This window comes from Kitasatospora sp. NPDC001175, assembly GCF_053598215.1.
This window is the reverse complement of record NZ_JBSFJU010000008.1, coordinates 25,599-38,189: the sequence shown is the minus strand read 5'-3', so window position 1 is coordinate 38,189 and position 12,591 is coordinate 25,599. Positions and strand designations below refer to the sequence as shown.

Below are 12,591 nucleotides of genomic sequence, written 5' to 3'. Positions count from 1 at the left end.
GACTGCCTCTCATCCGGGCTCGGCAGGGTCGTACGCGAGACAAGTTGGCTATACAACTTGGCGTGATCCGAGAAGGAGATCCCGATGCCGCTCTCCGCGTACTGGCTGCGCGACAACTGCCCCTGCACCGAGTGCCGCGACCCCCGCAACGGCCAGAAGCTGTTCCAGATCACCGATCTGCCCGGCGACTTGGCGATCGCGGAGCAGGCGGAGGAGGACGGCGTGCTGGCGGTGCGCTGGTCGGACGGGCACCGGTCGCGGTACCCGGTGGAGTGGCTGACCGGGACCGGTGCCGGCGACGGCCGGACCGAGCAGGGCAAGCGGCTGTGGGAGGCGGCGGACTTCCCGGCCGGCCGGCCCGGGGCCGACTGGGACGCCTACCTGGCGGACCCGGCGCAGCGGACGGCCGTGCTGGCGGCGGTGCGCGACGTCGGGTTCGCGGTGCTGCGCGGGGTGCCGGCCCTGGAGCGCCAGGTGCTGGAGGTGGCGCGCGACTTCGGCTACGTCCGGGAGACCAACTACGGCGAGCTGTTCGACGTCCGGGTCGAGCCCGACCCCAACAACCTGGCGTTCACCAGCGCGGCCATCGCACCGCACACCGACAACCCGTACCGCGACCCGGTGCCCACCCTCCAGCTGCTGCACTGCCTGCGCAATGACGCCACCGGGGGCGACTCCGGCCTGGTGGACGGCTTCCGCGCGGCGGCGCTGCTGCGCGAGGAGGCTCCGGAGGACTTCGCCGTACTGACCGGGACGCCGGTGCCCTTCGCCTTCCGCGACCGCCGCAGCGAACTGCGGGCCGAGCGGCCGCTGATCGAGGTGGACGCGCTGGGTCGGATCCGCGAGGTGCGGTTCAACAACCGCTCGATCGGGACGCTGCGCCTGCCGGCCGCCGAGCTGGACGCCTTCTACGCCGCGTACCGGCGCTTCGCACGGATCACGCTGCGCCCCGAGCTGCAGCTGACGTTCCGGCTGGTGCCCGGGGACTGCCTGGTCTTCGACAACACCCGGCTGCTGCACGCCCGCACCGCTTTCGCGCAGGACGGGCACCGCCATCTGCAGGGCTGCTACGCGGACCTGGACTCGCTGGCCTCCACGCTCGCGGTGCTGGAGCGGCGGGCCGCCGCCCTGGACGCGCTGGAGCGGATGTTCGCGGGCGAGGGACTCGGCGAGTACCTGGGCGAGGAGGTGACGATGGCCGAACACATGCTGCAGGCGGGTGCGTCGGCCGAGGCGGCGGGGGCGCCCGCGCACCTGGTCGCGGCGGCACTGCTGCACGACGTGGGCCATTTCGGAGGATCGGGCCTGCGGCTGATGCAGGGGCAGGACAACCGGCACAGCCACACCGGTGCCGACTGGCTGGCGCGGTGGTTCGGGCCCGAGGTGACCGAGCCGGTACGGCTGCACGTGGCGGCGAAGCGGTACCTGTGCGCGGTGGAGCCGGACTACCGGGCGCGGCTGTCGGAGGCCTCCGAGTACACGCTGCGGGTGCAGGGCGGTCCGATGGACGCCGCGGAGGCGGCCGCCTTCGCCGCGCTCGCGGGCGCCGAGGAAGCGGTGGCCGTCCGGCGCTGGGACGACCAGGCCAAGGTGGCGGGCGCCCCGACCCCGTCGTTCGCCCACTTCAGGCCGCTGCTGGAGCGCCTGATGGCCTGACGGGAGACCTGACGGGGGCGTGCGCCCGGTAGCGCTCAGTCGCCCTCGCGGGCGTGGCGCGAGAGCGCAGAGGCGGCGAGGGAGTTGTGCACGCTGAAGGCCACCGTGCCCGGGAGGTAGCGGTCCTGGGACCACTCGACGGGGGTGCCGGTGGGGTCGGTGGTGCGGCGGCGCTCCCTGAGCAGCGGGCTGCCCCGGCGGCAGCCGAGCAGCCGGGCGTCGTCCGCGTTGGCGGCGACCACGTCGATGGTGTGGTCGGCGTCGGTGAACAGGATGCCGTGCTCGCGCAGGAACTCGGTGTGCGAGACCACGTCGGGCGGCAGCTGGGCGACCAGCTCGCCCACCCGGGGCGGGTACACGATGCGTTCCACCATCACGGGGTTGCCGGAGAGGGTGCGCAGCCGGAGCGCCACGTACACGTCGCTGCCGGGCGCGAGCCGCAGCTGTTCGCGCTCGGCCGCGTCGGCCGGCCGCCGGACGAGCGACTCCAGCCGCCCGCCGGGTTCCTCGCCCATCGAGCGGGCCCAGTGGGTGAAGCTGAGCAGCTCGGAGAAGCTCTGGACCCGGGCACCGCCGAGCACCACCCGGCGGGTGCCGCGCCGCGAGGTGACCAGTCCGTCGGCCCGCAGCAGGGCGAGCGCCTGCCGGATGGTGCCGCGGGAGACGCCGTACTGCTCGGCGAGCGCGCCCTCGGCGGGCAGGCGCCCGGACTCGCCGAAGGAGCCCGAGGTGATGGCCTCGCGCAGGTCGGAGGCCACCTGGCGATAGAGCGCGCCGGACGTCCGGTCGACGGTCGTGGTGTGCTCGGAGTCCTGTGCCACGTGTGTCTCCTGTGCCACGTCTGCTTCCCGGGCCGCATGTGCCCGTGCCGCGTGTGTCAATGTCCCTCCTGGGGCAGGGCCCGCGCACGGGTGCAGCGCGGACGCCACCGACTGTAGCCGCTGTTGATCTCTGCGCGGCGGCACTGATTCCACCGTTCCCGCAGCCGCCCCCTGAGCTGGGCCGTCCGTTCACCTTCCCGTCACCGGACTCCGGCGTACTTACCGACGTCGGCGATGAGTTGCCTAGCCAACTTGACCAGAAGTTGTCCGATGCCTCCCCCAATGAGCGATACCCCCAGCTTGCCGCTCCCTCCCTGTCAGGAGAACTTTCCCGTGACGTTGCACCGTGCCCGTGCCGCCGCCTTCGCGGCTGTGCTGACCGCCGCCGCGCTCTCCCTCACCGCCTGTGGGTCGGCCGGCTCGACCTCCTCCGCCGACGCCCCCGCCAAGGCCGGTGGCAAGGCCGCCAAGGACGCCACCTCGGCCGCCGACTTCGGCGGGATGGACGCGCTGGTCGCCGCCGCCAAGAAGGAGGGCAAGCTGCACGTCATCACGCTGCCCAAGGACTGGGCGAACTACGGCAAGCTGATGGACGGCTTCAAGGCCAAGTACGGGATCGACATCGAGGACGAGAACCCGGACGGTTCCAGCCAGGACGAGATCAACGCGATCACCTCCCGCAAGGGCCAGGACCGCGCCCCCGACGTGGTGGACCTCGGCACCGCCTTCGCGCAGAGCGCCGGCGCCCAGGGCCTGCTCGCCCCCTACAAGGTCGCCGACTTCGACAAGATCCCGGCGACCATGAAGGACGCGAACGGCCTGTCGTACAACGACTACGGCGGCTACGTCTCGATCGGCTGCGACGCCAAGAAGGTCTCGGTCTGCCCGCAGACCTTCGCCGACCTGCTGAAGCCCGACTACAAGGGCATGGTCGCGCTGAACGGCAACCCGACCAAGGCCGCCGCCGCGCTCAGCGCCGTCTGGGCCGCCGCGCTGGCCAACGGCGGTTCGCTGGACAACATCCAGCCGGGCATCGACTTCTTCGGCAAGCTGAAGCAGGCCGGCAACTTCAACCCGGTCGAGGTGACCCCGGCGACGATCGAGAAGGGCGAGACCCCGATCAGCGTCGACTGGTCCTACCTGAACACCGGCTACACCGACAAGTTCAAGGACAAGGACATCGACTGGAAGGTCGCCATCCCCGCGGACGGCTCCTACGCCCAGTACTACAACCAGGCCATCAACAAGTGGGCTCCGCACCCGGCCGCCGCCCGCCTGTGGGAGGAGTACCTCTACAGCGCCGAGGGCCAGAACGGCTTCCTGGGCGGCTACGCCACCCCGGCCCTGTTCGACGCCATGAAGAGCGCCGGCACCCTGGACGCCGCGGCCGCCGCCAAGCTGCCGCCGGTCGCCAAGCCCTTCACCACCTTCCCGACCCAGGCCCAGACGGACGCGGCGAAGAAGACCGTGACCGAGAACTGGGCGAACGCGATCGCGGGCTGATCCTCAACCATGACTACGGCTCCCACCCCGGTGCCGACCCCCGCCGCCGCCGATCTCGGCGGCGGCGCGGGGACGTCCGGCACCGCCACCCCCGAGGCACGGACCTCCCGTGCCACCCCGCGGCGCAAGCGCGGCGGCAGCCGCGCCTGGCTGGCCGCGCTCCCGCTGATGCTGTTCTTCCTGATCGGCTTCGGCCTGCCGACGGTCGCGATCGCGATCGGCGCGTTCACCACCTCGACAGACTCGCCCGGCGGCGGCGGCACCTTCACCACCGCGAACCTCACCGACTCGCTCCAGGGCGCGTACTGGACGGCGCTGTTCGGCAGCGTCAAGCTCTCGCTGCTGACCGCGCTGATCGGTACCGTGGTCGGTCTGCCGCTGGCCCAGGCGGTGGTCACCTCCCGGTTCCGGCTGTTCCGCGAGGCGGTGCTCTCCGGCTCCGGCGTGCTGGCCAACTTCGGCGGTGTGCCGCTGGCCTTCATGTTCGTCGCCACCCTCGGCAACTCCGGTGAGGTGACCAAGAAGCTCGGCCTCACCAAGCACGGCTGGAACCTCTACACCTTCTCCGGCCTCTCGGTGGTCTACCTGTACTTCCTGGTGCCGCTGATGATCCTCACCATCACCCCGGCCCTGGAGGGACTGCGGGTGCAGTGGCGCGAGGCCGCGTACAACAACGGCGCCACCGTGCGCCAGTACTGGCGCCACGTCGCGCTGCCGGTGCTGCTGCCCTCGCTGCTCGGCGGGTTCGTGCTGCTGTTCGGCGCCTCCTTCGCCGCGTACGCCACCGCCGAGGCCATGGTCGGCAGTTCGGTACCGCTGATCTCGATGCAGATCGGCGACGCGCTCTCCGGCAACGTGCTGGTCGGCCAGGGCAACCTGGCGCTCGCACTCGGCCTCGACATGATCGTGGTCGCCTGCCTGGTGATGGCGATCTACCTGCCCCTTCAGCGCCGGAGTGCCAAGTGGCTAGCCTGATTTCGAGAATCCGCTTCGGTCGCGGACTGGTCCTGCTGATCTGCGGTGTCTACTTCGCCGTGCCGATGGCCGCCTCGGTCTACTTCAGCCTCGACGACACCAAGGGCGGCATCTCCTTCCGCGCCTACACCGAGTTGCTGAACGCCCCCGGCTTCACGGACAGCCTCACCCTGAGCCTGGAGCTCGCCGCCGTCACCGTCGTGGTCCTGCTGCTCCTGCTGGTGCCCGCGCTGCTCGCGGCCAGGCTCGGCGCGCCCAGGCTGCGCACGGTGATCGAGGTGATCTGCTCGCTCCCGCTGGTGGTCCCGGTGGTGGCGCTCACCACCGGCATCGTCGGCGTGCTGCGCTGGGGTCCGGACTACCTGTCCGACACCCCGTTCTTCCAGACCGTCGTGGCCATCCAGGACCCGAAGTTCCCGATCGTCCTGGTGATCGCGTACGTGCTGATGGCCCTGCCCTTCGCGTACCGGGCGCTGGACGCCGGACTGCGCGGCGTGGACGTGGTCACCCTGGTCGAGGCCGCCCGCAACTGCGGTGCGGGCTGGATGCGCGCGGTGTTCACCGTGGTCCTGCCGAACCTGCGCAGCGCGCTGCTGAACGCCGCCGTGCTCGCCGTCGCCCTGGTGCTCGGCGAGTTCACCACCGCCTCGATCCTCGGCTTCGCCCCCTTCTCGGTGTGGATCAACTCCAACGGCAAGAGCGACGGCCAGATGTCGGTCGCGGTCTCGATGCTGAGCCTGCTGATCGTCTGGGTCGTGCTGCTGCTGATGTCCGCCGTCGGCCGCGGCCGCAAGACCGCGCGTTCCTGATCCACCCCCCGCAACTCCAGGAGTCCCCCGCATGACCACGGCTACCGCCCTCTCCTCCGGCGCGCCGCTCGCGACCGGTGGCGCGACCGTCGAATTCCGCTCCCTGCGCCGGGAGTTCGGCGCCACGACCGCGCTGGACGGCCTCGACCTGACCGTCGAGCCCGGCGAACTGCTCGCCCTGCTCGGCCCGTCCGGCTGCGGCAAGACCACCGCGCTGCGGATCCTGGCCGGCTTCGAGACCCACGACGCCGGCGAGGTCCTGGTCGACGGCGAGGACATCACCAGGATCCCCGCGCACAAGCGCGACGCGGGCATGGTGTTCCAGTCCTACAGCCTCTTCCCGCACCTGACCGCGCTCGACAACGTCGCCTTCGGGATGCGGATGCGCGGCATCGCCAAGTCCGAACGCCGGGGGCGCGCCCAGGAGTTGCTGGAGCTGGTCGGCCTGCCGCAGCGCGCCGGGCACTACCCGCACCAGATGTCCGGCGGCCAGCAGCAGCGCGTCGCGCTCGCCCGCGCGCTCGCCCTCAAGCCGCGCGTGCTGCTCCTCGACGAGCCGCTGTCCGCGCTGGACGCCAAGGTGCGGCTCAGCCTGCGCGAGGAGATCCGCCGCCTGCAGCAGGAGCTGGGGATCACCACCCTGTTCGTCACCCACGACCAGGAGGAGGCGCTGTCGATGGCCGACCGCGTCGCCGTGCTGCGCGCGGGCCGCCTGGAGCAGTGCTCCACCCCGTCCGAGCTCTACGCCCGTCCGGCCACCGCCTTCGTCGCCGAGTTCGTCGGCACCATGAGCCGAATCCCGTGCGAGCGCTCCGGCGACGGCGTCGAGGTGCTCGGCCGCCGGCACGAGGTGGACGGCACCGTCCCCGCCGACGGCGCGCTGGACGTGCTGGTCCGACCGGAGAACGTCGGCCTCCGCTCTTGTCAGCAATCGGGGGCGGCTGCGGACGGCCGGGCCCTGGTGGTGTCCGCATCCTTCCTCGGCGGCGTCACCCGGCTCACCGTCCGGCTCTCGGACGGCACCGAGGTCAAGGCCGACCTGCCGACCGAGGAGGCCGCCGGCCTGCCGATCGGCGGCGCCGCGGAGATCACGCTGCCGCAGCGCCCGGTCCTGGTCGACCGACGCCTTGCCACCGCCTGAGATCTCATCGAACGTTGCTTCTCATGAACACCGAAGGTACCGCCATGCCTGACTCCCTTTCCCGCTCCGGCCCGGCCGCCGTCCTGTTCGACATGGACGGCACCCTGGTCGACACCGAGCACCTCTGGTGGCAGGCCGCCGCCGAAATCGCCGCCGAGCTGGAGCTCACCCTCACCGACGAGGACGTGCCCGAGGTACTCGGCCGCCCGGTCGAGCACACCGCCGCACACCTGCACCGCACCAGCGGGACCGACCGCGCCGAGGCCGAACTCGCCACGCAGCTCGACGAGCTGTTCACCAGCAAGGTCGCCGCCGAGATAGTCCCGCGGCCGGGCGCGCTGGCCCTGCTGACCGAGCTGCGGGACGCGGCCGTGCCCACCGCACTGGTCTCCGCCTCGCCGCGCCGGGTGGTCGACCTGGTGCTCTCCTCGCTCGGCCGCGAGTGGTTCACCATCACCCTGGCCGCCGAGGACACCGAGCGCACCAAGCCCGACCCGGCCCCCTACCTCGCCGCCGCCGACCTGCTCGGCCTGGACCCGGCCGCCTGCGTGGCCGTCGAGGACACCCCGACCGGTGTCGCCTCCGCCCACGCGGCGGGCTGCAACGTGCTGGCCGTACCGTCCACCGTGCCGATCGCGGCCGCCGAGCGGATCACCCTGCTGGAGAGCCTGGAGCAGGCAGACCTGGCGCTGCTGGGCCGGCTCGCCGCCCGGCCCGCGTGATGCCGTCCTACCTGCTGCTGGCCCTCGCCATCACCAGCGAGGTCTGCGCCACCAGTTGCCTCAAGCTCACCGAGGGCTTCACCAGGCTCTGGCCCAGCATCGGCGTGGGCATCGGCTACGCGCTCTCCTTCCTGCTGCTGGGCCGGGCGCTGAAGCACATCCCGGTCTCGGTCGCGTACGCGGTCTGGTCCGGTGCGGGCACCGCGGCCGTCGCCGCCATCGGTGTCGTCGCCTTCGGTGAACAGCTCGGCCGCGCCCAGTGGTTGGGCATCGCGCTGATCATCATCGGCGTGGTGGTGCTCAACCTGCGCGGCAGCCACTGAGCAGCACCTGACGGTCACGGCCCGAGGGGCTGACGGGACAACGGGTTCCCCTCAGCCCCTCGGTGCTCTCCGGCCTCATCGCGCGCACGGATTGCGTCAAAAAGCTCCGTACAGGGAGCATTCGCGGGGTAGCGTTGGGTCGCCGCCCGGACACCACGAGTGCGCATTCCCGACGAACGGAGTTCACATGCACCACCGCGCCGCCCGCCTTGCTGTCGTGACCATGTCAGCAATTGGCCTCGCCCTCACCACCGCTCCGGCCGGCCACGCCGACACCGCGGACGGCGCCGCGCAGTGCCGCAAGGGCTACTTCTGCCTGTTCGAAGGGCCGCACCAGACCGGCCGGGTGCTCCTCGCCGAGGACGCGCACGTGACCAGGAACGGCTTCGACCTCCGCGAGCTGGACGACATAGCGCCGGCCGTCCACCCGCGCTCGGTCCGCAACCCCGTTCCCGACGGCTTCGGCTGCATCGTCCGGCTCAACGACAAGCCGGACTTCGCGGGCGAGGAGCAGGAGGTCTCCGGCTACGGCGACCACGAGCTCGACGGCCGCCGGGTGGGCTCGCTCACCCCGGACTGCGGCTGAGCCGCCGGGCCGGGCCCACCCCGCGACGGTGATCCGTCAGCAGTCCTTGAAGGCCGAACAGAGTGGCGCCTCAAGCGACTTGAGCACCGCCGTGTCCGCCGGCGCCGACCACGGGTGGGTGGGGTGGTCCGACCAGAGCGCCAGCTCGGTCACCGTCCGGCCGGTCAGCGACAGGTACTGGTGCAGGGTGTAGCTGCCGCCGCCCGACTCCGGGACGGTGACGGTCGCGGCCAGGTCGCTGTTGCCGGCGTCGCCGCCGGTGCTGGTCACCTTCACGGTCGCGCCCTTGGCGCTCTTGCCGCAGGCGTTCAGCTCGTCCGCGAGCCCGCGGAAGAGCGCGTGCGCCATCTGCGCCCCGCCGCTGCTGGTCCCGGGGAAGTGGACGATCGTCTGCTGGACCTGCCAGTCGGCGACGTTCCGGCCGGAGTTGACGGTCGCCTGCGCGGCCGGGCCCTTCCAGTCCGCGAGGTCGTTCGACGGGTCGCGGGGCGTCAGGCAGAGCTGCTCGAACTCGAACTTCGGGTTGCTGACGGCCTTCGCGGCGGCGGCGAGCGAACCCCAGTGGTACTGCGCGGCCATCGGGACGCCGTTCGAGGCCGTCCAGGCCGAGGCCGGTACGCCGTCCGTCGCGCCGGCTCCGGTGTTCTGCGAGGGCGCCGGCACGGCCTTGCCGGAGGGCGCGGCCGCAGGCGAATCGGCGGCGCTCCCGGCCGGTGCCGGGGCCGCGCTGCTCGCGGAGGCGGCCGGGTCGGCGGAGGGGTCGCAGGCGGTGAGCGTACCGAGTACGACGAGCAGCGCGGCACTCGCCGCGACAAGGGTGGTGCGGGACACGGGAATGGCTCTTCCTCGGGTGTGCGGGGTTGGTCGGAGGGGTTCGACGGGGCGCGGCGGGGCGCGGCGGCCGGTTCGGCACCGACCGCCGCGCGGGTGGCGCTCAGTACCCCTTGGGCGAGCGGCTCGGGTCGGCCTGCTGGACGCTGTGGGACAGGTTCGAGCCGTCACGGGAGACGTGGTAGGTGTCCATGACGTAGTTCATGGACGCGCAGCAGTTGGCGACCGGGTCGTAGATGTCGGTCGACGTCCCGGGCTGGTGGTACGCGGCGAAGGTGCCCGGTACGCACTGCCAGCCGCCGCGGGAGGAGCCAGCGGGTGCGCCGTCGGGCATCCGCGAGCCGTGGGCGTTGCTGTCGCCCGTGTTCACCTGGGAGGTCGGCAGGTTGTAGGTGGACTCGCGCTCGGCGATGGTGAGCATGCCGCGCATCCAGTTGGCCCGGGCCTGCGGGTCGGTGATGCCCATCTTGTCCAGCGCCTGGTTGATGTAGTCCTCGGTGGCCGCCTTGCCGCTCTTCCACGATCCGGCGCCGCCGTAGGTGACGTCCGTGACCGGGATCCTGCTGGCGGTGCTGACGTGCCCGTCCGGAGCACCGTGGCTGCCGCCACCGCCGCCGCCCTCGTGACCACCCGAGCCGCCATCGTGACCACCTGAGCCGCCACCGTGACCACCTGAGGCGCCACCGTGCTGGCCGCCGGAGCCACCATCGTGACCGCCGGATCCACCGCCGTGGCCGCCCGAGCCACCGGCGGGCTGCTTCGGGGCAGGAGGCGGAGGAGTCTCGTGCTGGTGCTTCCTCAGCTCGTCCGCGATCTTCTGTTCGATCGCCTGGTACTCGGCCTTTACCGCCTTGAGCTTCTCGGCGCCCTCACCGATCTCCTTGGTCAGCCGTTCCTTGTCGGCCTGAAGACGCTTGGTCGCCTCCTCGATCTGCTTCACGTCCTCGAGGACCTCGAAGGCTATGCCGAACCCCGGGATCCCGGCGAGCGTGCTCGACGCGAGGTCGACGGCCGTCGCCCTCTCCAGCGTGGACCGGATCTGCCCGATCTGCTGGTTCAGCTGCGTCATCCGCTCACTGACCGAGCGCCAGTCCTGCTCGATCTTGGCGAGTTCCTGTATCTGATAGCCGAACTGGTCTGCCATCTGATCCTGATGCCCCCGTAAGTAGTCCTTGTCGTGCCGGAAGGAGTCCGCGTCTCAGTACGCGTTGGCCAGGCGGTCGACCGACGCGCCCAGCTGAGCCAGGTCGTCGCCGACCGCGTTCATCTCGCCCACCCGCGCCCGCGCGTAGCCGACGAAGGCGTCGGAGGCCGGTCCGTGCCAGGCCAGCTGCCCGAGGGCGCCGTTGATCTCCTTGGCCAGCCCGTCCATCTGCTTGCTCAGCTCGTTCAGCTCGTTCGCTATCCGGTGCAGGTCGGCCTCGCCGCCACCGAACATCTGGGTGAGGGCCCAGTGCGCGATCTCCGCCGGCGCCATGACGATGTCCTCGCCGACCTTGACGACATCGCCGGCCAGGTGCTTGGCGTCATCCCAGGCGTCCCCGAGAAAACTCATCCCAACTCCCCCATTACTTTCTCCGCTGATAGCGCGTCAAGAGGCTATCGGACGGAAAACCGGCTGGGGAGCCCCCTCGCATGGCGGAATACGCACCGCCGGTCGGGCAAGTTACGCATTCTCCCGACGGCACGTCATGCGCCGTTCACACGAAGTCCGCCGCGTCTGGAGTGAATTGGGCCAGTTGTACAGCCAACTCGACCCAGTCGCGCCAACGCCGGCGCGGCGGACAGGATCTCCGTGGCGACAGGATCCGCCCTCGTCCTCGGCACCCCGGCCAACCCGACCGAAGGCGACCGGCTCACCTTCCACTGGACCACCGACGCGCCCGACCCCAAGAACTGGGTCGGGATCTACGACGGCACCCGGCAGCCGGGCACCGGCTCCTCGCTGGTGTGGAAATACACTCCGGCGGCCTCGGGTGACGTCCAGCTGGACACCTCCGCGCTGACCGGCGGACCGTACACCGCGTACCTGCTGGCCAAGGACGGCTACGGCGTCCTGGCCCAGACCGCGCCGTTCGGCTTCCGGCCGAAGCCCGCGCCGATCCGCGGGCACCTGGCCGTGGACGCCCTGACGGCCACCCCGGTCGCGCCCGGCGCGGCGGTGGGCGTCAAGCTGGGCGGCCTGTGGATGCACGGCACAGGAGCGGTCGAGTACCGCCGTACCGGCGGGGACGCCTGGCTGAAGGTCGCGGCGGACGGCACCGTCACCGGCACCGCGCCGCACTCCGCGCCCGCGCACCCCGGCACCGTCACCGTCCAGGCCAAGGACGCCTCCGGCGCGGTGGACACCGTCACCGTCCAGGCGCCGGTCCGGGCCGCCGGCCACCCGGTGCGGCTGAAGGTCGCCAGCTGGAACCTGTGGGATGCGGGCACCCACAGCACCGACGCCCTGGAGAAGCAGCTGCGGGTGATCCTCACCCAGGGCCTGGACGTGCTCTCGCTCCAGGAGACGGCGGGCACTTCGGCCAAGGCGCTGGCCGACGCTCTCGGCTGGTACTCCTACCAGAGCGCGGGCAGTGTCGGCATCCTCAGCCGCTACCCGCTGACCGCCGTCACCGGCACCACCGCCGCGCTGCCGGCCGCCGCCGTCACCGTCCAGCCTCCCGGCAGGCGCGGCGTCAGGCTGTGGGCCGCGCACCTGGACGAGGACGACTACGGCCCGTACGCGGTCCAGGACGGCAGGAGCGCCGCCCAGGTGGAGGCGGCCGAGGCAGCCTCGGCCCGCGGCCTGCAAGCCAAGGCGCTGGCGGCCGCGGTGCACGCGGACGTCAAGGCCGGCCACCCGGTGGTCCTGGCCGCCGACCTCTCCTCCCCCTCCCACCTGGACTGGACGGCCACCACCGCGGCGGCCCACTCCGGTGTCGGCCCGCTCAAGTGGCCGGTCACCGTGGCGCTTCAGGAGGCCGGGCTGATCGACGCCTACCGCAGGGCCCACCGCGACCCGGCCGCCTCGCCCGGCAACACCTGGTCGCCGACCCGCCGCACCCGGGGCAGCAGGCCGGAGCCGCAGGACCGGATCGACCAGGTCCAGTACGCGGGCCCGCTCACCCTCGTCGAGGCGCACACCCTGGCCGTCGGCTGGCCGCAGGCCGAGCCGAACGCCACCGCCAACGAGTGGCCGTCCGACACCGCCGCCGCCGTCGCCACCTTCACCGTCTGAGAGG

13 protein-coding genes are annotated in these 12,591 nt (G+C 71.8%); 9 read left to right on the top strand and 4 right to left on the bottom strand.

The window, feature by feature from the left end; translation table 11 throughout:
• Nucleotides 1–84 precede the first annotated feature (84 nt).
• Nucleotides 85–1,656, top strand: a complete 1,572-nt coding sequence (tmpA, locus tag ACWDAK_RS08445; protein WP_427394051.1) for a 2-trimethylaminoethylphosphonate dioxygenase — start codon at nt 85–87, stop codon at nt 1,654–1,656.
• Nucleotides 1,657–1,691: 35 nt separating this feature from the next.
• Here tmpA and ACWDAK_RS08440 read toward each other — a convergent pair whose 3' ends face one another.
• The gene (locus ACWDAK_RS08440; RefSeq protein WP_344635282.1) at nt 1,692–2,477 is read right to left on the bottom strand and encodes a GntR family transcriptional regulator; all 786 of its coding nucleotides are present in this window, start codon (nt 2,475–2,477) and stop codon (nt 1,692–1,694) included.
• A 333-nt stretch (nt 2,478–2,810) separates the two neighbouring features.
• Here ACWDAK_RS08440 and ACWDAK_RS08435 point away from each other — a divergent pair, with 333 nt between their 5' ends.
• The 7 genes from ACWDAK_RS08435 (at nt 2,811) to ACWDAK_RS08405 (ending at nt 8,536) form a co-directional block, all read left to right on the top strand.
• Entirely contained in the window at nt 2,811–3,980 is a 1,170-nt protein-coding gene (locus ACWDAK_RS08435; RefSeq protein WP_344635281.1) for an ABC transporter substrate-binding protein, read from the top strand.
• A gap of 9 nt (nt 3,981–3,989) precedes the next feature.
• The gene (locus ACWDAK_RS08430; protein WP_344635280.1) at nt 3,990–4,955 is read left to right on the top strand and encodes an ABC transporter permease; all 966 of its coding nucleotides are present in this window, start codon (nt 3,990–3,992) and stop codon (nt 4,953–4,955) included.
• Nucleotides 4,955–5,764 (top strand): ABC transporter permease, encoded by an 810-nt coding sequence (locus ACWDAK_RS08425; protein WP_344635425.1) that lies wholly within the window; start codon nt 4,955–4,957, stop codon nt 5,762–5,764. Before ACWDAK_RS08430 ends, ACWDAK_RS08425 begins: the two co-directional genes overlap by 1 nt.
• 31 nt (nt 5,765–5,795) lie before the next feature.
• Nucleotides 5,796–6,905 (top strand): ABC transporter ATP-binding protein, encoded by a 1,110-nt coding sequence (locus tag ACWDAK_RS08420; RefSeq protein WP_427394050.1) that lies wholly within the window; start codon nt 5,796–5,798, stop codon nt 6,903–6,905.
• Nucleotides 6,906–6,949: 44 nt separating this feature from the next.
• Nucleotides 6,950–7,627 (top strand): HAD family hydrolase, encoded by a 678-nt coding sequence (locus ACWDAK_RS08415; RefSeq protein ID WP_344635278.1) that lies wholly within the window; start codon nt 6,950–6,952, stop codon nt 7,625–7,627.
• Nucleotides 7,627–7,950: a DMT family transporter gene (locus ACWDAK_RS08410; RefSeq protein WP_344635277.1), complete on the top strand. Its 324-nt coding sequence runs from the start codon at nt 7,627–7,629 to the stop codon at nt 7,948–7,950. Before ACWDAK_RS08415 ends, ACWDAK_RS08410 begins: the two co-directional genes overlap by 1 nt.
• Before the next feature lie 223 nt (nt 7,951–8,173).
• Complete coding sequence (locus ACWDAK_RS08405) at nt 8,174–8,536, top strand: peptidase inhibitor family I36 protein (protein WP_427394049.1); 363 nt, start codon at nt 8,174–8,176, stop codon at nt 8,534–8,536.
• A 36-nt stretch (nt 8,537–8,572) separates the two neighbouring features.
• Here ACWDAK_RS08405 and ACWDAK_RS08400 read toward each other — a convergent pair whose 3' ends face one another.
• The 3 genes from ACWDAK_RS08400 to ACWDAK_RS08390 form a co-directional block, all read right to left on the bottom strand.
• A complete protein-coding gene (locus tag ACWDAK_RS08400; protein WP_427394048.1) occupies nt 8,573–9,367 on the bottom strand; it encodes a hypothetical protein in 795 nt (264 codons plus the stop codon).
• A gap of 103 nt (nt 9,368–9,470) precedes the next feature.
• The gene (locus ACWDAK_RS08395; RefSeq protein ID WP_427394047.1) at nt 9,471–10,511 is read right to left on the bottom strand and encodes a hypothetical protein; all 1,041 of its coding nucleotides are present in this window, start codon (nt 10,509–10,511) and stop codon (nt 9,471–9,473) included.
• A gap of 54 nt (nt 10,512–10,565) precedes the next feature.
• Complete coding sequence (locus ACWDAK_RS08390) at nt 10,566–10,922, bottom strand: WXG100 family type VII secretion target (protein ID WP_427394046.1); 357 nt, start codon at nt 10,920–10,922, stop codon at nt 10,566–10,568.
• A 240-nt stretch (nt 10,923–11,162) separates the two neighbouring features.
• Here ACWDAK_RS08390 and ACWDAK_RS08385 point away from each other — a divergent pair, with 240 nt between their 5' ends.
• Nucleotides 11,163–12,587 carry an endonuclease/exonuclease/phosphatase family protein gene (locus tag ACWDAK_RS08385; RefSeq protein WP_427394045.1) on the top strand — a complete coding sequence of 475 codons (1,425 nt, stop codon included), beginning with the start codon at nt 11,163–11,165 and terminating at the stop codon, nt 12,585–12,587.
• Nucleotides 12,588–12,591 lie beyond the last annotated feature (4 nt).

Excerpts from the sequence above, each read along its gene's own strand:
- tmpA (WP_427394051.1), top strand. The coding sequence starts at position 85 with ATGCCGCTCTCCGCGTACTGGCTGCGCGACAACTGCCCCTGCACCGAG.
- ACWDAK_RS08430 (WP_344635280.1), top strand. The coding sequence starts at position 3,990 with ATGACTACGGCTCCCACCCCGGTGCCGACCCCCGCCGCCGCCGATCTC.
- ACWDAK_RS08420 (WP_427394050.1), top strand. The coding sequence starts at position 5,796 with ATGACCACGGCTACCGCCCTCTCCTCCGGCGCGCCGCTCGCGACCGGT.
- ACWDAK_RS08415 (WP_344635278.1), top strand. The coding sequence starts at position 6,950 with ATGCCTGACTCCCTTTCCCGCTCCGGCCCGGCCGCCGTCCTGTTCGAC.
- ACWDAK_RS08410 (WP_344635277.1), top strand. The coding sequence starts at position 7,627 with ATGCCGTCCTACCTGCTGCTGGCCCTCGCCATCACCAGCGAGGTCTGC.
- ACWDAK_RS08405 (WP_427394049.1), top strand. The coding sequence starts at position 8,174 with ATGTCAGCAATTGGCCTCGCCCTCACCACCGCTCCGGCCGGCCACGCC.
- ACWDAK_RS08395 (WP_427394047.1), bottom strand. The coding sequence starts at position 10,511 with ATGGCAGACCAGTTCGGCTATCAGATACAGGAACTCGCCAAGATCGAG.
- ACWDAK_RS08390 (WP_427394046.1), bottom strand. The coding sequence starts at position 10,922 with ATGAGTTTTCTCGGGGACGCCTGGGATGACGCCAAGCACCTGGCCGGC.